The organism is Streptomyces sp. NPDC047081, assembly GCF_040643775.1.
In the GTDB taxonomy this organism is placed as follows: Bacteria; Actinomycetota; Actinomycetes; order Streptomycetales; family Streptomycetaceae; genus Streptomyces.
On record NZ_JBEYUY010000014.1, the window covers coordinates 165,853 to 185,041 of the forward strand.

The window sequence follows — 19,189 nt, forward strand, 5'->3', positions numbered from 1 at the left end:
GTCCGGGCCGGTCGTGCCGTCCTCGGACAGCGCCTCGGTGTAACGCGTGTCGAGGTCGCCCAGTTCGGCCGGCTCCGTGACGCCGGTGATGCCGTACTCCTGGAGGGTCGCCAGGAGCGTGGGCCGGTCCATGGTCGCCGTCTGCTGCTCGAACCACCGCGCGAGCGTCTGCCGTACCTGGCCCACCGCGTCGTGCGGCAGCGGGCGGCCGCTGCGCGCGGTGAGCAGCCGGTCCTCTGCGAGGGTGCGCAGCCGTTCCGCCGCGGCCTTCAGGCGCTCGTCCGCCGCGGTCGGCCGGGAGTTGGGGGACCGGCCGGCGAACCGGGCCAGGGCGGTGCGCACCTGGCCCGGGTCGCTCAGCCAGGTGTGGAGGTCCGGGTCCTCGGCCGACAGTCCGGGGAGCCGGTCCCGGACGCGTTCCGGGTCGGTGCCGATGAAGGTGTAGAGCAGGCACTGGCCGTCGCCGCGGGTCCGGACGGTGCTGCCGCGCGGTGCCCGCACCTGGAAGTGCACGGGCTGGGGCGGAGTGTTCGCGGTGTCGTCCTGGGCAGCATCCTTGCCCTTGCCCTCGTCGTCGGGCTTGGCCGTCGCCTTGTCGTCAGCGCCGGACTCGGTCTCGCTCTTCGCCTTGTCGTCGGGCTTGGCCTCGGTCTCGTCCTTGGTGTGGGTGTCCGTGTCCGCCGGTGCGGTGTCCTGGCCATGTGCCGGGACGGTGCCGCCGGCGTCGTCGGAGGTGCTCCCGTCGCCCTCGCCCGAGGTCCCGCCGAGGTTCCCGGACGTGCTGCCCTTGTCGCCGCCCGCGGTGTCTTCGTCGCCGGGCGGCGGGGCGTCCTTCGCCGGGGTGGTCGACAACGGGTCGGGGGTCGTCAGTTCGGTGTCCGCGTCCGAGTGGTCGTCGCCGTCCGAGTCCTCGTCCCCGGTGGTGGAGTCGTCGTCGCTCGTCGAAGTGTCGTCGGGGGACGGTGTGTTGCCGGTGGAGGGACCCGCCGTGCGGGGGCGGCCCGAGCCGGGCCAACGCGGGGTGACGGCGGCGAGTGTGGTGCGTGACGTGGGCAGCGGCGAGGGGGCGGCGGCCAGCACCGGGCCGACCTCCCCGGGCAGCGCGGTCTCCGCCGCCGCGCGGCGCGCCGCCGCGTCGTCACGCCGGCCGAGGGCGTTGCCGAGCGCGGTGTCGATGTCGCCGAGTCGCTGCTCCGCCCGCTCGTGGGTCTCGCGGGCGTCGTCGCGGGTCAGGGCCGCGTCCTCGGCGTGCCCGCGTGCCGTTTCGGCTTCCGCACGCCGGTTGCCTGCCGTGTCCCGTACGCCAGGGAGCTGCGCCCGCGCCTCGTCCAGGGCCGCCTCGTCACGGGCGAGGCCGCCTCGGGTGTCCTGGAGAGCCGTACGGTCCCGCGCCAAGTCCGCGCGCACCTCGGTGAGTTCGGCCTCCAGCCTGCTGATCTCGGCGGTGGTCTCCTCGATCCGCCGAGCGAGAACGGGGTCGACCGCGGGGGCGGTGTCCTCGGCGGCGGCGGGGGCGGGAGCCGCGGTTCCGCCCGTCGTCGCGGCGTCCGTGTCGCTCGTCCCCGGTGCCGGGGCGCTCGTCATGTCGCCGGAGCCGGAGGGCCGCGCGGCGGCTGCCGCTGCCTGGTCGGTGAGTTCGGTGAGGTGGCGCCGGGCTTCCTTGGTCCGGGCGCTGAGGCGTATCTCCTGGCGCTCGCCCTCGGCGATCGCGTCGGTGAGCGGGCCGATGGTGCGGCGGGTCGCGGAGATCCCGCCCACCAGGGTGTCGACGCGCTCGGTGAGGGCGCGGACGTCCGCCTCGGCCCGGTCCGCCGCCTGCTCGGCGGTGGTGGCGGCCGTGTCGGTGCGGTGGGCCTCGGCCGTCGCGTCCGCGAGCGCGGCGGCCGCCCGGTCCACCGAGTCCTGGGCGTCGGGCCGCAGGTCCCGCAGCCCGTGTTCGTCGACGAGCGCCTCGGTGTGGTCGGCCTCGGCCCGGTCGAACTCGGCGGCGGTGGTCTCGAAGTCCGCCCATGCCCGCTCCAGGGCCGGATCGCCGCTGGTGGAGCCGGACGCGGGGGGCGAGGTGAGCGTGCCGTCCGGGTCGAACGACCACACCCGCAGACCCTCCGGGCCCCGCGTGACAAGTTCCACCGGGCGGCCCTGTGCGCGTGCCGTCCGGGAGGCGCCGTAAAGGGCGAGGGACAGACGGGAGCCGTCCGGGTCGGGTCCGGTGGCCACCCAGAACTGGTATCCGTCGTCCTCGGGGTCGACGCCCGCGGTCAGGGCGGCCGGTATCTCGCGCAGCGGCGTCGTCGCCCAGTCCGCCGGTGCGGCGCCGGTCTGTTCGGCCAGCAGCGCCGGGAGGTCGTAGACGCGGGGCACCGGGCGGGGCTCGGTGATGCCGTGGCCGAGCGCGTCGCGCTCCTCGACGCGGACCGTGGCGGTACCGGTGACATGGCGTACGCCCTCGGGGCCGGAGACCGCGATGTGCACGTCGGCCTGGATCTCGTAGCTGCGGGTGCCGCGGCCCTCGGCGGGCATGCTGGTGCTGCCCGTCTTGAGCCAGTCGCGGCGGCCGCCGGAGACACCGCTGCCGAAGTTGCTCGCGTCGACCGGCCGTTGCAGCAGCGGCGGGATCGCGCCGAGCAGGTTGCGGTCGGGGTCGTCGGCGCTCAGCACGAACGGCAGCGACAGCCCGGTGGTGGTGTCGCCGCCGGAGACCGTGCTGCTGCTGTCGGAGGTGATCCGTAGCCGGTCCATGGCCACGTCGCCGCCGTCGGTGACCGCCCTCGGCCGGTACAACGACACCGTCAGGGTGGGCCGTTGGTCCGGTGCGCCCTGCAACGGGAACGCGCCCGGCATCGTCGGCAGCATGCCGCCGACCTGACGGGGTGTGTCCAGCGAGATCGTGCCGGCCTGGATGAGTTCGCCGAGCCGTACCGAGGCGTGCTCGTCGGAGGGCGAGGCCGGCTGGGAGCGCCAGCCGCTGCCGGTGGCCGGGGCCACCTGGTCGAGAGCCGTGTAGAGCTCGTCCCAGGCGTTGAAGCCGTACACCGGGGCGTTGCCCGTCGGGTGGAACAGGTCGGTGTCCCGCAGTACGGACGGGCCGGTGGTCAGCGTGCGGGGGTCCACCCCGGAGACGGACGGCGCCGGCTGGGGCAGCCCGTCGCCGGGGGTGTCCGTCTCGCTGCCGGTGAAGCGCAGGCTCACCAGGGCGGGTACCCGTGCCTGGCCGCCGAGTTCGCCGGAGAGGGTGCGGCTCAGCCAGGAGCGGGTGGGCGCGTCGGCGTCGTCCCAGGCGATGACCCCGCGCTGCACCAGGGCGCCCACCACGTTGGGCGGCCAGTCGGCGACCAGGGTGGAGCGGACCGTGGCGACCAGTTCGTACTCGAGCCCGTCGAAGTCGGCGGCGCTGTCGGTGCGCAGCCAGAACCGGTCCTCGGCGGTGCGCCCCTTCTTGTCGACCTTGCTGGTGGAGGAGACCAGTTGGAGGGAGGGACCGGTGCGGTCCGTACGGTCGTCGGTGTCGGGGCGGCTGAAGCGGGCCATCGGGTTGACGGTGAGCCGGTGCCGGCGGCCGGTCGAGGAGGAGTCCGAGCGGCCCTCCGCCGTGTGCGAACCCCATTGTTCGATACCGGACTTGTCGCCCGGCACCGCGGTGCCCCGCCGCGCGCCCCGGCTCGCGGCGGTGGTCGTGGGGCGGGCCGAGAACGTCACCTCGACCAGGGCCGCCCCGCCGAACCGGTGGTGCCGGAAACTGAACCGGGTCTGTCCCCCGCCGCGCCCGATCAGTGCCCGCTTCCCGGCGACGCCGGTGCTGTCGGCGATCAGCGCGGCGACTCCGGGCAGGTAGGAGGCGTGGCCGGGAGTGGTGACGCCGGGGGCGTACCGGTCCACCAACTGCCGTACCTCGTCGTGGAGTCGACCCCGCTGCTCGATCTGGGGCGGGGCCGAACCGGTGGCGGAGCCGGTGCCGGTGCCGTTGCCGAGCCCGGCGAGTTCGGTGACCGAGTTGACCGCGGCCAGGCCGAGGGTGCCGTCCCGCACGTACCGGCTGGGCAGCGGCGGGCTCTCCAGACCGGTCGTCGACGGGTCGTCCGGGCGGTCGGCCACGGCGCCCATCCACCGCCCCTCGCGCCGCAGTTGACTGTCCGTCATCAGGAACTGGAGTCCGCGCGGCACGTCCACGGCGAGCGTGACGGTCTCCGCGGGCCCGAACCCGAAGGAGTTGGCGAGCACGTTGCGGTGGCCGGACCGCACGGTGACGAGGTATGTGACGTCGGCCGTGATCCGGTGCTGGAGGCCGGACTGGGTGGGCACCCGGTTGGTCGCGGTGATGGCGGTGAGGGTGTCGGACTTGTCGCTCTTGCGGTCGTACTGGTAGCGCCCGGAGGGGTTGAAACGGGACGGGGTCGGTGGCGGGGAGCCGGCCGGCTGCCCGCTCACGGCGGTGGGGGTCGGCGGGTTGTTCTGGGTCGCCGAGCCCGCCAGGCCGAACTGGTGCGTCTTTCCGAGGCCCTTGAGCTGTTGCGCCGAGTCGGCGACGGAGGTGCCGGTCTCCAGGTACTGGTTCACGCTGTGCGTCAGCCGGGGCGTGTGGGCGACGGCCTGGATCTCGATCGCGAGCTGGCCGTCGGCACCGAGCCCGGGCAGGGTCAGTCCCTCCACCACGTAGGTGCCGCCGAGGATCTGGTGTCCCCGGCCGACGAGCGAGCCGGGCGAGAGCGCCGTGATCCGGGCCTCCGCGCTCACCGTGGTGGTGTCGGCGGACGGGCTGCCGACCAGCGAACTGCTCAGGAATCCGGTTACTCCGCCCAGCAGCCGGGAGAATCGTCCGGGCGGGGCAGGGGTGGCGGTGGCGGAGGCGTCCTCGGCGGTCTCGACGGGGGTGCCGGTGTCGTCACCGGCCCCGGCGCCGGTGACGATCCGGCGGAAGGCGTCCTGGAGCGCCGCCGATCCGCGCATCACGTCGATGAGGGCGTCGTCCGGAACGCGGACCACGTCCGGGTGCGGCTCGCCGGTGGCGGGGTCCGTCATGGCCAGCCGCTCGGTGTCCAGCGGCGCGACCTGCCGCACGGTGTACGGCTCGCCCTCGGGCGCGGGCTCCTCGTCGGCCAGGGTCCGCTCGTGCGGTACGGCCAGCCGGACCGTCCCCGGAACACCCCGCGGGCCGATGACCGGCGGCCCGGCCTCCAGATCGTCCTCGGCGCGCGGCTCGGGCTGCGGCTCGCCGAACCGGACCAGCGGTTCCGGACCAGAGCCCTCGTACAGGTCGAGGGTGAGGCGGGCCGGTACCCCGAACTCCTCGGTGTTCTGCCCGGTGCCTATGAAGAACTGGTCGTGGCCGAGCGTGGTGGCGGTGGTGTTGCCGAGCGCGGCCTGGCCGACGTACTGGTAGTCGCCGGTGGCGTTCAGGGTCCACGCGCCGTGCGGGGTCGGCACGCTGAACCCGCCGCCGAACCCGGCGCCCAGACCGTAGGTGTTGCCGAGCCGGCCGGTGCCGCCGCCCGCCGCCTGCGCGAGGCCCATGACCTGGATGTCGGGCAGCACCCTGAGGTGCTGGACCGGCAGGCCGGCGTCCCGCTGCGCGCCGAGTTCCAGCCGAACCCGGCGCCGCCCGGTCACCGAGGGGATCTCCAGGTACAGCGAGTGGCCGCCGTCCACCATGGAGTCCGTCGCGGCCCGCAGCCCGAGCTGGGAGCGCAGCTCGTGCAGCCGCCGCAGGTTGTTCAACTGGGCCTGCACCAGCGTCTCGTCGGGCAGTCGGCTCCGGCGCGGGGCGTCGGCCGGCGGGGGCAGGAAGCCGTGGTCCCGCAGCCAGGTCTCCGCCTCCCTGAACAGCGGGTCGGCGCCGTCCACGCCGAGCGGCGCGGTGGACTGCCCGACCGACTCCAGCGTCGCCAGCTCGTGCGGCAGGGCGCGGATCTCGTCCTCGGCCGGTACATGGCCGCGCGCGTCCTCGGCGCTGAGCATCCGCAGGTCGAGCCCGTGCCGCCAGGTGCCGGGCGCGTAGGTCTCGGTGCTGCCGTCGGGCCGGGTCAGGGTGAGGGTGTAGGTGACGTCCGCCTCGGTCAGCAGGTGGCTGCGGTTGGTGCGGACCGCGTGCATGGTGCCCGCGGCGGAGCTGGTGCCGAACACGTTCTGCGCCGCGAGGCTCGCGGTCCCCTTGCCGGTGATGGTGCCGCCGACGGTGTGGGAGGCGTCCGGGTGCCCCGGCCGCTGGTCGTGGGTGAAGGCCGGGCCGACGCTGCCGGAGAAGGTCACCCCGCTGTTGAACGAGGTGTTCTGGTCGTTCTTCACCGAGTTGACGAGATGGCTCTCCAGGTTGATCTTCTTGTCGATGCTCTTGGCCACCGGGGTGGTCGGGGTGACCTGCGCGTCCAGCCGCATGATGCCGACCGCCCGCCCGTGCGCGTCGGTGAGCACCGGTGAGTACAGGCCGCCCTCGCGCTGCATCGGCAGGGTGCCCCGCAGGATCGGTTCGGCGAGGAAGTCGGCGAGTTGCGCCGACGAGGTGGCGTCCAGATCGGCGCTGAAGTGGTCGGCGGCACCCTCGTAGAGCCGCCGGGGGTTCAGTACCGAGTCGACGCCGTAGACCGGGAGGTCGTCGAGACGGGCGGGCGTGGGCAGCTCCTGCCCGGGATCGGCGTCGGCGTCGACGAGGTGCTGCGGGAACCAGATGGTGACGGGCCCGTGCGGCTGAGCCGGCCGCCAGTCGACTGCGGGATCGGAGGTCGTGGTGGCGATCGCCGTATCCGCTACGTCCGTGCCGGCGGCCGGTGCGGTGGCCTGGCCCGGGGCCGGCGCGTCCAGGCGCACCTCCCAGTTGCCGGTGAAGTCGTAGGCGCGGGAGGGCTCGTTGCTGCGCTGGGCGCTGGTGGTCTGCACGACCTGGGTGACGGTGGTCGAGCCGTCCGCCTGGTTGTGGGTGAGGGTCGCGGACAGACCGAGGTCCACGCCGCGGACCGGGCCCCCCGCCGCGATCGGTATCGTGCCGGTCCACGGCACCGGAATGGTCGAGAACGTGCCGGAAGGCTGCGCGGAGACGATCTCCCGGGTGCCCTGCCCGCGCCGCTCCACGTGCTTGTCGGGGTCGCTCGTGTCGATGTCGCCCTGACGTGCGGACGGCCGCGCGTCGTCGAGCGTCAGCCGTACGTCCACGTGCCGCTGGACGCCGTCGACGTCCAGGGTGATCCGGTGACCGCCGCGACTGCGCAGATACGGCAGGTTCATCACCATCTGCTCCGCGGACAGCACGTCCCGCAGCTGCGCGTGCGCCGGGTCGTCGGGGCGCGGGGTGGGCCGGCCCAGGGCGGCGAGCACCTGCCGGTGCACCCCGTCGACCACGTCCGGCGGGAACGGCTCCACGTGCACCAGACCCACCTGGCCGTCGTGCCGCCGTCCGTAGCCGCCGAGGTAGGAGGTGCGGCGTCCGCCGTCGCTCTCCGCCTCGGGCGGCGGAGTGGTGTGGCCCTCCGGGGAGGTCACCGTGAGGACGGGGACGACCGGCACCACCGCGGGGACGGTCTCCGTCTCCGTCTCGGTCACCGGCGGGGCGGGCGGGTCCGCCCCTGGTCCCGCGGGGCCGGACCCCCGGCCGACGACCGCCGGAGTGTCGACGATGCCGCCGATGAGATCGAGGTGACGAGGCCTCAACCCGCCCGGCTGGTACGACGGATCGGTCGGCTCCGTCGGGGGCGCGGGCCGGGTGGGGTCACCCATCAGGCCGGCCGTGCCGCCGCGGTGCGGGGCGGCGGGGTCGAGGCCGCTCTCGTCGCGCAGGCCGAGCTGGTGGCCGATCTCGTGGGCCAGGTCGGAGTCGGAGATGTCGGCCGGCCACGAGTGGTGGGTGGCTCTGATGCCGTCCGCCGGGTCGGTGAGGGTGACGTCGAGGTGCGGTGTCTCACCGGGGGCGGCGGGCACGACGGTGACGTGCAGCAGACTCCCGTCCCGCAGCCGGTGGCCCGGGGTGTTGAAGACCCGCCGCACACCGTCCGTCAGACGCTGGTGCACGCCGTCGGCCTGCGGCCCGAGGTGCGGGCTGCCGGTGAGCCGGTAGGTGACGGTGAGATCGGTGACCGGCACACCGTCGTGCGTGAATCGCCGTACGGCGAAACCGGCCCGCACCACGTACTGGGTGGGCCTGCCGTCCGCCCCGAGCGGCCGGGACACCGGATCCACCCAGGTGGTACTGCGCTCCGAAGCCGTCACCCCGGCCCGCGTCTCCGCGAAACCTCCGGACTCCGGCGTGACGGACGGCGTGAGCACCACGGACGCCGTTTCCGGAGCGGGCGAGCCAGGGTAAGGCCCCGGCGCCGAACTCGTCGTAGGAGGCACGCTGTTGCCGGTGGTGGCGACCGGGGCCGGCAGATCGCTGTCGGCAGGCGTCGATACCCGGTCGGAACCGGTGTCCGCCCCGGACTCGGGCCGGAAGCCGCCGCCCTCCACGTCCGTGGTCTGCGTGATGTCCGTGATCTGCGTGGTGTCCGTGCCGTCGGTGCCACGGCTGTCGGATGTCGCGCCCTGCGGATGCCCCGACGCGGTGGCGCGCGGGTTGCCACCAGCGGCCGAAGCCGAGCCGGCACCGGACCCGGCCGTGCCCGGCGGTACGACGGTGGTGTCAGGGGTGCCCGTGACCGGGATGCCCGACACGGGCACGGGACTTGAGCCGTCCGGGATGCCGTCCGGCTGCCCGCTCCCCTGCCCGGACTCCTCCGTGCTCTCCCCGCCACCGGAGCTCTGCTGCTGCGTACGGACCGGCGCCGGCCCGGTGTTCGAGGGTGAGCCGGAACCCGACGCGGGACTGACGGTACTCGGCCCGCTCGGCGGTACGACGGTGGAGTCAGGGGCGCCCGTGACCGGGATGCTCGATGCGGGCGCGGGGCTTGTGCCGTCCGGGATGCCGTCCGGCTGTCCGCTTTCCTGCCCGGACTCCTCCGTACTCTCCCCGTCACCTGAGCTGCGCGGCTGCTGCTGGACGGTACGGACCGGTGTCGGGGTGCCGGAGTCGCCCTGCGAGGTCTGCTCCGGCTGCTGGGGTCGCAGGTCGTCGTCCGTGCCGGTCCGGTCCGGTGTCCTCGTGGGCGTGCTCGACGACGAGCCGCTCCCGGTCGTCGTGCCGTGCGGGACGTTGCTCTGGAGGTCTCCCTCGTCGACCTGCACGTCGTCGGCGCCGGTGGACCGGGTCGGCGGGGTGGTGGAGTTCGTCGAGGAACTGCCGTTGTTCGAGACGGTGTTGACGGGGCCGGGGCCCGTGGTGGTCGTGTTGTCGCCGGTCGGCGACGAGTGGGACGGGTCGTTCGTCGAGGACGTGTCGTCGTCCGGGTTGTCCGTGGTGCTCAGGGTGTTCACCGGCGGCGGGGTGGTGAAGTTGAACTTGTTGCCCAACGCGCCCGCGCCCTGGCCGAGATGGCGTTCGCTCATCGAGCTGAGCCCGCTGCCGAGGAAGGTGTTCAGGGGGTCGATGGGGAAGCCGAAGATGGACGCCGTGGCGATCTCGCCGAGTGTCTCCGCACCACCCTCGGTGAGGAAGTGCTCGATGTCCTCGCCGATCTCGTGCTTCACCTTGTCGCCCAGGCTCTTCGGCTCGGGCGTGGGAGTCGGGGTCGGCGTCGGCGTCGGTGTGGTCTTCGGGTTGGGCGTCGGGGTCGGCTTCGCGTTGGGCTTGTTGTGCAGGTCGGGGTTGTCGAACTTGTGGTTGAACTTGTTGCCGTTGCCGCTGATGTCCTTGAACGGGTTGTGCGAGTCGAAGATGTTCTTGAACTTGTTCTTCAGGCCCTTGCCGAGGTCCGAGAGCAGACCGTGGAACAGGCCGGTGAACGCGCCGAAGACACCGTCCTGGATGATCTGCGACCAGTCGAACCCGTCGGGGCGGCGGCCCTTGGGCGCACCCAGCATCATGGCCAGCCGTACCGCGAAGGTGGTGAACGCCTCCTCGATCGCCTCGGTGAGGCTCGGCATCAGATGCGTCTTCTTCATCAGCCATTCGAGCAGCGTGAGAATGGCGACCCGGCTGCGGGCCTTCGCCACCGCGGCCTGACTGGAGGCGGAACCGCCGGTGAATGCGGACAGCACCGCGATGATCATCAGCTCGATCAGCAGCCGGATCAGCTCGGCGATGATCTGCCACTTGGACTCCATGATGTCCATGGAGGACTTGGTGCGGGACTGTCCGATGCTGTCGAGCTGGTCGGCGAACTCCTTCAGGTAGTTGACACCGCCGCTGTCGAGAAACATGTGCATCGCCCGCACATAGTTGTTCCCGACCTGCGGCGGCAGCGCGCGCCCGACCCCACCGGCGGTCTGCTCGATCAGGTCCGAGAGATCACGGATACGCCGGCCGAGCCGCTCGTACGGCTTGCCGTTGGCGTAGGCCATGTCCTCGTCGGCCTGGAGCATCTTCTCGCCGATGAGCACGAACAACAGGTTGTTCAGCTGGGGCGACGCATGGATGGTCATCAGGGATGGTCCGGTACGTCAGTGCTTTCCGCCGTGCGAACCACCGCTGGTGTCGCCCGTGTTGATGCTGGAGTCGTGGATGGCGTCGAGTACGCCGCTCTGGGTGCCCAGCACGCTCTTCAGGTTGGCGAGGGTGCCGTCGCCGACGCCGACGATCGCCTCGGACAGGGACGAGCCGGTCTTCACCGAGCCCTCCCGCTGCTGCTTCTCCTGCGGCAGCATCTGCTTGGCGTAACTGTCGTCCTGCCCCGGCCAGCCGGAGGTGGCCGACACGTCGGTGATGAACTCGTTGATCATTTCCGTGGCCAGCCGGCTGATCTGCTCGATCTGCCGGGTGCCGGCGATGAGCGCCGGGGGGCTTGCGAAGTAGGCGTTCTCCGACATCGTGTCCTCAGTCCTCCGGGTCTTCGTTGATCTCGTCGCGGAGCCGGCCGGCCCCGCGCCGCCGGCCGCCCTTGGGGCCCTCCAGCACACCGGGCCCGAAGATCTTGTTCCAGTCCACGTCGAAGCCGGTGATCTCGGGTGCCTCGGGATTGGCCCTGGTGAACGGCTCGAAGGTCGCCATGACGTGCCGGGCCATCCGGGCCCGTGCCTCCTGCACCGCCTCCAGCACGCTCGCGGCGAGCTGACCGGCGGGCATCGTGCGGTACTTGTCGTCCAGGAAGGTCAGCGCGATCAGGTCGCCCTGCGCCGTCACGGTCGCCTCGACCGCGCGGTCCGCCGAGCGCACCGTGCTCTCCGCGTGGGCGAGTTCGCCCTCCGCTCGCGCCACCGCGGCCTCGGTGGCCTCCAGTTCGGCCATCGCCTTGGCCAGCCGCTGCTCGATCGACTCGCTGTTCATCGGCCGATCACCGCCGGCGAACCGCCCTCGTCCGTGCCCCAGACGTCCTCGTCCTCGGTGAGCCACGCCTCGCGGGCCCGGTCGCCGCTCTCCGTGGAGCGGCCGTTCTGCCCGGCGCCGTTGCTGCCGGGCCCGCCCACCGGGTACGGGGCGCTGGACGTGGTGGGCCGGGTGTACACGACGTCCTCGTCCTCGTCCACGGAGGTCGCCCGGTTGGTCCGGCCGCGCCGGGTGGCGCCGCCCGCGGGGTCGGTGAGTACGGCACGGGTGCGCTCGCTGTTGCCGCCCTGCCCGCCGCCGGCGCCGCCCATGCCACCGCCCATGCCTCCCATGCCGCCCATCCCCATCGGGTTGAGCGGGGTACCGCCTGACGCGCTCTGGGTGCCGGCGGAGGCGGCGAGGGCGGTCCCGTCGAGGGCGTCGGAGCGCAGCGCGCCGCCGGTGTAGGGGGTGCTGTCGTAGTCGTCGTAGCCGCTGTCGAGACCGGAGTCCGCGCCGCCGGAGGTGTTCAGGCCGTCGCTGCCGAGTCCACCGTTGTCGAGCCCGGTCGTGTTCAGGCCACTGGTGTCGATGCCGTTGCCGTCGAGGCCACTGGTGTCGATGCCGCTCGTGTCGATGCCGTTGCCGTTGAGCCCGCTGGTGTCGATCGAGGACGAGGGCAGGCCGGTGCCGTCGATGTCCGTGGAGGTCGTGTGGCCCGAGGGGTCGGTGGTGGTGAGCTGGCCGGTGTCCGGGTTGAGGGTCTGGGTGGAGCCGTCCGGGAAGTGGGTGGTCAGCGTGCCGTTGTCGTTGAGCGTGGTGGTCGAGCCGTCCGGGTTGGTGAACGTGTCGCCCGGGTTGAGATGCGTGGTGGTGACGTTGCCCGAGGGGTCGGTGACCGTGACCTGACCGGTGTCCGGGTCGAGGGTCTCGGTGGAGCCGTCCGGGAAGTGGGTGGTCAGCGAGCCGTCGGAGTTGAGCTGGGCCGTCGAGCCGTCCGGGGTGGTGAAGGAGCCGGCGGTCGGGTTGAGCGTGGACGTGCTCACGGTGCCGTCCGGGTTGACGGTGCTGACCTGACCCGTGGTCGGGTCGAGGGTCTGGCTCGTGCCGTCGGGGAACTTCGTGGTGAGGGTGCCGTCGTCGTTCAGGGTGGTGGTCGAGCCGTCCGGGTTGGTGATGGTGCTGCCCGGGTTGAGCTGGGAGACCGAGGTGGTGCCGTCCGGGTTGGTGGTGGTGACCAGGCCGGTCGACGGGTCGATGGTCTGGGTGGAACCGTCCGGGAACGTCGTGGTGAGGCTGCCGTCGCCGTTGAGCTGGGTGGTGCCCCCAGTCGGGGAGTTCAGCGTGGTCGAGCCGTTCTTGTCCGTGTTGTTGTTCAGGAGCGACGGGCCGAGGGAGTTCAGCGCGCTGTTGACGAGGCTGTTGGGGTCGTTGGACGAGCTGTCGCCGTTCAACAGGCTGTCGCTGTTGAGGTTGCTGAGGTCGTCGAGCCCGTTGCCCACGTTGTTCAGGCTGTTGCCGAGATCCTCGTTGAGGTTGTCGAGGTTCGAATTCAGGTTGTTGCCGAGGTTGTTGAGATTGTCCCCGAGACCGTCATTGAGGTTGTTGAGACTGTCGTTCAGGTCGTCGTTGAGGTTGTTGAAGTTGTCGCCGATGTTGTTGAGGCTGTCGTTCAGGTTGTCGTTGAGATTGTTGAAGTTGTCGCCCATGTCGTTGAGATCCTTGTTGAGGTTGTCAAGGTTCTCGTTGAGCTGGTCGTTGTTGTTCTTCGCCTCCTCCTCGGCGATGTCGCTCTCCTCCTCCTGGAGGACCTCGGCGAGCGTCTCGGTGTTCTTGTTCGTGACCTCGTCGTCGAAGGCGTCCTGCACGTCCGCCCAGGCGTTCTTCACGGCGCTGAGCGCGTCGATGGCCGGCTGCTTGAGCTTGCTGTCCGCGTGGTCCGACCAGCTCTTTACGGCGGCGTCGGCGACCTTCTGCCAGGTGGTGTGCTGGGTGAGGTCGCCGTACTCGGGGACGGACTGCTTGAACCCGGCATCGGTGGAGTAGGAGGTGTAGGTGCCGCCGCCGTACTCGCTGTAGGTGGACTGCGTCGACGACAGCACGTGGTTGATGTTGTTGTTGATGACCCACTGACTGATCTCGTCGAGGATCTTCTTCACGTGGTAGTGGGGGTCGTGCTGGCCGTCCGAGGCCCAGTCGGTCCACGCGGTCTGGAGGGCGGTGACCGCGTCCTTCAGCGCGAGCTGGGCCGCGGCCAGCGCATCGCTCAGCTTCGACTTCGGGACGGTGCCGCCGAGGGTGGTGTTGGTCGCCGTGTAGTCGCGGCCGCCCAACTGGGAGACGTAGCCGTCGTAGTTGGTCTTCAGCTCGTCCAGCAGATGCCAGAAGAGGCTGGCCGCCTTCCCCTTCCAGGACGCCTGGTCCTCACCGAGCGAGGTCATCCACTGGTTGACGATGTCCGAGTGGTCCTTGAAGAACTGCACCACCCGGTCGAAGGACTGCCCGGTGGTCTCGAAGGAGAGCAGGTCGACGGCGTTGTCGTCGATGACCGACAGTCCGCTGTACGAGAAGCCCTGCGTCGAGTACGGCGACGACAGCAGATGGTCGAGGACCAGCTTGCTGCCCGAGATGTACTGCGCCATCGGCCCCGAGTCCCACTGGACATGGGAGTACGAGCCCTCGAACGCGCCGCCGCCGGTGACCTCCCCGCCGCTCCAGAGCGTGGCCCGGCCGTTCTCGTCGACGGTGACGCCGATCATCACGATCCGGGCCTTCTTCATGCTCACGCTGTCGTGCGCGCCGTCCCCGCCGGCGTCGTAGAAGGCCAGGTCGTAGTCCTCGCCCTTGTTGACCTGCCAGCCGCCGATCGCCGAGTAGTCGGCCGCGGTCACCGACCGCATGGAGATGCCCTGGATGTCCATCCGGAACAGCTTGAGGTCGGAGAAGTCGTCGCTGTTCGAGCTGCTGAGCTTGTCGAACAGGGTGGACCGGGGCGGGATCGTGTAACCGGTGAAGTCGGTGACGGCCTGGGCGAAGTAGTCGTCCGGGTCGTAACTGGGGGTCCCGGAAGTGCTGGTGCTGTCGGCCATGGGGCGGCACTCCGCTGCGGAGGAGGGGCGGGGACTGGGTGGGGGGACCTGGGCGGGGCCCGCGGCCGGCGCCGGCGGGCCGCGGGCCGGCCTCAGGAGTCGTTCGAGTCGGTGCCGCTCATGTCGCCGTCGACGGTGTCGAAGATGTCCAGCAGCTTCTCGCCGTCGATCGACTCGAGACTGTCGCCCTGGGTCTTGAGCAGGGTGGTGATGGTCTCCTCCAGGGCGTCGTCGATGTCGTCGAAGAGGGTCTTCTGACCGGTGAGGATCTTGTCCAGCGCGCCCGCCTGGGTCTTGAGCGCCTCCACGAGCGTGGACCCGCCGACCGGGTCCTTGCTGTCGCCGCCGTTCATCAGCCCGATCCGCAGGATCTTGGACAGGCCCGCGGCCGAGCCCTCGCCGGTCTCCGCGACCAGGTTCTTCAGGGACCGGACGCCCGCGTTGTCCTTGCGGATGGCCAGCAGATCGCTGATGAAGTCGGCGACATCGTTGTTCTTGAAGTTCTTGAGCGCGGTCGAGTCGAGATGGGTCAGGTCTGCCATGGGTGCCTCCGCGGGCGGGACGCGCCGGTCCTGGCGTACGGCGCGGCGACGGAACGGGACGGAGCCTGAACCGCACCGACCTCGGACGACCGGTCGGTGCGGTGGGGCCGAACGGCTCAGCGGCCGATCGTGACCTCGGACCACATCTGACTGAGGGAGTTCTCGCTGTACTTGTAGCTGTTGGAGATCTCGTTCAGGAGCTGCGAGTGCGAGGTGAGCAGCGACTCCATGTTCTGCACGGCGCCGTCCCAGGCCGCCTGCTTCTGGCGGTAGGTGTCGGCGTCGTTTCCGTACCAGGTCTTGGACAGCTCGCTGAGTTCCTGCTCAAGGCTGGAGAGCGTCTGCGCGATCGCCTTGGTCTGCGCCACCATGTCGTCCGCGGCGTTCGCCATGTGGTTGTAGCTGACGTAGATGACACCGTCGGACAGGTTGTCTGCCACAGCTTGCCTCTCTTGCGCGATGGGGGGACCGGACGTGACCGCGAGGTCAGCCGACGAGCTGGTCGAAGGCCGACTGCGCCGCGTTGTACGCCTGGTTGATGGAGTCGTTCGAGGAGCCCTGGGTCTTGTTGTGTTCCACGAGGCTCTGGTTCAGCCGGTCGATGACGTCCTCGAGGTTCTTGAGGATGACGTTGCACTGGCCGTCCCACTGCGCGAGGAGCTGGCCGTACTGGCCGCCGTCGCTGCCCTGGTAGCCGCTGCCCAGGGTGGAACGGGTGCTGTCGACGTCCTGACGGATCTTCATGATGCCGCTGAAGGCGCTCTCCAGGGCCTGGATGCCGTTCCGGGTCGAACCTTCGCTTGACTGCTGGCCGTCTCCTGCCATCGTCCCACCTTTCGTGAGTCGATCTACGATTCGATTACAACTGAGCCTAGATTGACGGAAGTTACGCCGACAACGGACTGAGGAAGATCTGAGGTTGCCGGCCTGTTCCGATCAAAGGCTTTTACTGCTAGGCAATCTGACCGGAACACGCGGCTCCGCGTCTCCCCGGTTCGGGAGCTGCTCCAGGTTGACGTGAACACAATCCCGATTGGCGGGAATTCGTCATTCGGCCGACCCCGACAGCGAGTTGGAGTTCACGTCCGACTGCGGCACGCCCGCCGAACCGCCCGCCGGGGCCCGCCCGGCGATCGCGGCCGGCCCCGAACCGGACCCACCGGGACCCGACCCGCCCGTGCCGCACTGCGCGGCCGCGCCCGGCGCCAGTGCCGCGCCGGCGCCCGAGTCCGAGGCCGCGGCCTGCGCGCTCAGCTCCGGCCCGGTCGGCAGCATCGACAGCAGCGTGGACGGTACCCGGACCGGCGTCGCCCCGTCGTAGCCGAGGGCGGCGAGCGCGTCCGCATCCGGAATGCGGTACTTCACCCCGTCGTCGCCCACCAGGAACGTGGTGTCGCCGACCGTCCCCCCGGCCGCGCCCAGGGCCCGCACCAGCGTGCCGTGCCCGGGCCGCATCACCACCCGGTCCACCGCGACACACGCCGCGGTCAGCCCCGTGGTGTCGGGTTGCGCCGCCGGGAACAGCGCGGAGTCCGCGACCCGTACCGAGGTCACCCGCACCTGCCCGTCGGCCGGGTCGACCTGGGCGCACACCGACTCCCCGGCCGCGGGAGCGGTCGCGCTCGGCGGGCTGTCCGGCAGCCCGGCCACCGACGGGTCCGTCGCCGCCGTGCCCGGCGCCTGATGGGCCCGCAGGTCGGAGACGTCGATCGTGACGACCGACGGCGCTCCCCCGTCGTACGCCTCCTTGCGGGTGTCCGGGTCGCCGAGGAGCAGGGCCGACTGAGTAGCGGTCACCGGGTGCAGGCCGTCCTTCTGGAGGACGTACTCCTGGTTCCCGGAGCCCGCCACCACCCGGAACACCTGCCCGACCCGGGTCGCCCGGCCGCCCAGTTCCGGCCCCGCCGTCCCGCGGCCCTCGACCTTCGGGGTGGCCAGCTTCGGACCGGCCACCAGGGCGTCCAGGAAGGCCGCCGACACCGGGCGGGGCGTCACCGGCCCGTACCCGAGGGACTCCGCCGCGCCCGAGTCCTTGTCCAGTTCCAGCCGGCTGCCCTGCCACACCAGATACGTGCGCTTGTCCGGGCCCCGCACCACCAGCGCCGACCTCACGCCGACCGGGTCCGTCTCCACCGGGGCGCCCGGCACGAGGGTGGTCAGTGTGCCGGAGCCCGAGGAGCACACCTGCCACGGCGAGGTCTCCAGCTCGCCCGGCGCCGGTACGGAGTCGGGAGCGCCGGTGATCCCGACCGGCTTGCCCACCGGCGTGCCCGCCAGGGACTTCGCACCGACCGACGTGGTCTTCAGGTCGGAGCCGCCGATCAGCACGGCCGAGGCGTAGTTGCGCACCGGGCGCAGCCGGCCATCGCTGTACAGGTAGCGGGCGCCGGTGTCCTTGTTGACGATCAGGGCGTCGCCGCTGCGCCAGGCGTCGTTGCCGCCCGGCTTGATCAGCCCGTACACCAGCGCTCCGGCGCAGACCAGCACACCGACGATCACACCGACCAGCGCGCCCCGGGTGGTACGGCCCAACGGGCTCTCCGGTGCGTCCGGATCGGCCAGCAGCATGCCCGAGGTCAGGCGGCCCATCATGAACGTGTGTGCTTGCACCTGGTCACGCTTCGACCGCACGCTTTCCTCCCGGCTGGGTGGTTCTGGTTGTCGTTCGGGCCCTCGCGAGCGGGTCAGCCCGTGATGCCGCGCAGGGTGCCGAAGACGCCCAGCAGCCACAGCGTCAGCGGGAGCAGGGCGATCGCCAGCAGGGAGTGCAGCAGCTCCGCCGCCCGGCCCCAGTACGGCACCATGCGGCGTCCCGGTACGGTCCACACCGCCACCGTGAGCGCCGCCGCGACCGCCAGCAGCCCGGCGACGAGCAGCGTCCGCTCGGTGCCGGAGAGCCTCAGCCCCCAGCCGAACGCCAGCAGCAGCAGACCCCACGCGCCGGGCAGCACCAGCACCAGCCGCTGCGCGGTGTTCACCAGACCCCGGCCGTGCAGGAGCAGCAGCAGGGACAGCACCAGCGCGCACAGCAGCGCGGGGAGGCTCGGCCGGCGGGCCAGTGCCACCAGACAGGCCGACGCGAGGACGCCGGTCGCCCCGTAGAGCGCCGTCATCCACTCGCCGGCCAACTCGGTGCGTACGGCGACATCGTTGCCCCGGTAGGGCTCGATGCCCTCCTGCAACTGCTCGGCGTTGGTGGGCAGGGCCGGCATCCGCATCCCGGCGAACTTGAACGACAGGGCGGGCACCAGGCCGCCGAGCAGGACCGTCAGCGCGGCGACCACGCCGGCCGCGGCCGCCACCCGTACGTCGAACACGGTCATCAGCACGCCGCCGACGGCCGTCGCGAACGCCACCAGCGCCGACGCCAGGAACAGCGGTGTACGCGCCGCGGAGGCCGCGAGGGCCAGTACCGCGCCGCCCGCCCAGGCCGCCGCCGCCCCCAACAGCCGTGCCCCCAGCACCTGGTGGGCCTGCGGACCGCTCAGCTCACCGCCCGGCACCAGCCAGCCCGCGAGCGCGAGCGCCGGCGATGCCAGCAGGCCGAGGGCCGTGCCGGTCACCGGATCGTCGACCGCCCGGCTCGCCGACGCCGCACCGGCCAGCAACAGCAGACCGGTTCCCACGGCGGTCGCCGCGCGCAGTGACGTCGGGGCGCCGGGCAGCGCCAGCAGGACCAGTCCGGCGAGCACCGCCACCGCGATCAGGCCGCGCAGCAGTCGCCGCGCCGCCTCGGGGCTCCAGCCGTGCAGCCGGTCCCGGGTGACCGCCGCGATCCCGTCCACCAGATCGTCGAGCCGTACCTCGGGCAACGCCTCGGTGCGCGGGCGCAGATGGAGCGCCTCGCCGTCGGTCAGGCCGAGCGAGGCGAGCGTCGCCTCCTCGTCGAGCGGCCGTCCGCCGAGGCGCTGGAGGATCCAGCCGTCGTGTTCGAGACCGTTCTCCTCGGCCTCCTCCCCCGCGTACCGCAGCACCGTGGGCAGCAGATCGGCGACCGGCACATCGGACGGCACGGCGAGGTCGATGGTGCGGGCCGGGGCGCGCACGGTCAGATGGCACAGTCCGGTCACGGAAGTGTCGGTCATACCGGGGCTCACGTCTCCTGAACATCGAAACGGGGGCACGCGGCGCGGCGTGCTGGGTGGGGGGAGCGAGGGGTGCCTGTGAAGCAGGGGGTGACATGGACGTACGGAGTTGACGGGGTGCACACTACTGACACTCCCTACGACTCGCGTCAACGGGAGTCCCCACGAACGGTGTTGACAGCGTCAGCCGCGCGCGCGTGCCGAGTCACCTCACGG

General features: G+C 71.7%; 9 protein-coding genes (1 of these 9 cut by a window edge). All 9 read right to left on the reverse strand.

The genetic code is table 11. The annotated features are described in order from the left end of the window. On the reverse strand, positions 1 to 10,437 hold the start of the coding sequence (locus ABZ848_RS26450) for a hypothetical protein (RefSeq protein ID WP_360835815.1). It extends 16,767 nt beyond the left edge of the window; only the first 10,437 of its 27,204 coding nucleotides appear in the window; the start codon lies at positions 10,435 to 10,437; the stop codon falls past the left edge of the window. An 18-nt stretch (positions 10,438 to 10,455) separates the two neighbouring features. Next, positions 10,456 to 10,821 carry a hypothetical protein gene (locus tag ABZ848_RS26455; RefSeq protein WP_360835816.1) on the reverse strand — a complete coding sequence of 122 codons (366 nt, stop codon included), beginning with the start codon at positions 10,819 to 10,821 and terminating at the stop codon, positions 10,456 to 10,458. A gap of 7 nt (positions 10,822 to 10,828) precedes the next feature. Then, on the reverse strand, positions 10,829 to 11,278 hold the full coding sequence (locus ABZ848_RS26460) for a YbaB/EbfC family nucleoid-associated protein (RefSeq protein ID WP_360835817.1): 450 nt from the start codon (positions 11,276 to 11,278) through the stop codon (positions 10,829 to 10,831). Then, positions 11,275 to 14,346: an AAWKG family protein gene (locus tag ABZ848_RS26465; protein WP_360835818.1), complete on the reverse strand. Its 3,072-nt coding sequence runs from the start codon at positions 14,344 to 14,346 to the stop codon at positions 11,275 to 11,277. Before ABZ848_RS26465 ends, ABZ848_RS26460 begins: the two co-directional genes overlap by 4 nt. Before the next feature lie 92 nt (positions 14,347 to 14,438). Next, entirely contained in the window at positions 14,439 to 14,888 is a 450-nt protein-coding gene (locus ABZ848_RS26470; RefSeq protein ID WP_360835819.1) for a type VII secretion system-associated protein, read from the reverse strand. A gap of 116 nt (positions 14,889 to 15,004) precedes the next feature. After that, complete coding sequence (locus ABZ848_RS26475) at positions 15,005 to 15,328, reverse strand: WXG100 family type VII secretion target (RefSeq protein ID WP_360835820.1); 324 nt, start codon at positions 15,326 to 15,328, stop codon at positions 15,005 to 15,007. Between the two features lie 46 nt (positions 15,329 to 15,374). Next, positions 15,375 to 15,713: a hypothetical protein gene (locus ABZ848_RS26480; RefSeq protein ID WP_360835821.1), complete on the reverse strand. Its 339-nt coding sequence runs from the start codon at positions 15,711 to 15,713 to the stop codon at positions 15,375 to 15,377. 222 nt (positions 15,714 to 15,935) lie between these two features. Further along, complete coding sequence (eccB, locus tag ABZ848_RS26485) at positions 15,936 to 17,519, reverse strand: type VII secretion protein EccB (protein WP_360835822.1); 1,584 nt, start codon at positions 17,517 to 17,519, stop codon at positions 15,936 to 15,938. Positions 17,520 to 17,572: 53 nt separating this feature from the next. Next, complete coding sequence (gene eccD / locus ABZ848_RS26490; protein WP_360835823.1) at positions 17,573 to 18,973, reverse strand: type VII secretion integral membrane protein EccD; 1,401 nt, start codon at positions 18,971 to 18,973, stop codon at positions 17,573 to 17,575. Between the last annotated feature and the right edge of the window lie 216 nt (positions 18,974 to 19,189).

Coding starts and splice junctions, on each gene's coding strand:
- ABZ848_RS26455 (WP_360835816.1), bottom strand. CDS start 10,821: ATGTCGGAGAACGCCTACTTCGCAAGCCCCCCGGCGCTCATCGCCGGC.
- ABZ848_RS26460 (WP_360835817.1), bottom strand. CDS start 11,278: ATGAACAGCGAGTCGATCGAGCAGCGGCTGGCCAAGGCGATGGCCGAA.
- ABZ848_RS26465 (WP_360835818.1), bottom strand. CDS start 14,346: ATGGCCGACAGCACCAGCACTTCCGGGACCCCCAGTTACGACCCGGAC.
- ABZ848_RS26470 (WP_360835819.1), bottom strand. CDS start 14,888: ATGGCAGACCTGACCCATCTCGACTCGACCGCGCTCAAGAACTTCAAG.
- eccD (WP_360835823.1), bottom strand. CDS start 18,973: ATGACCGACACTTCCGTGACCGGACTGTGCCATCTGACCGTGCGCGCC.
- ABZ848_RS26480 (WP_360835821.1), bottom strand. CDS start 15,713: ATGGCAGGAGACGGCCAGCAGTCAAGCGAAGGTTCGACCCGGAACGGC.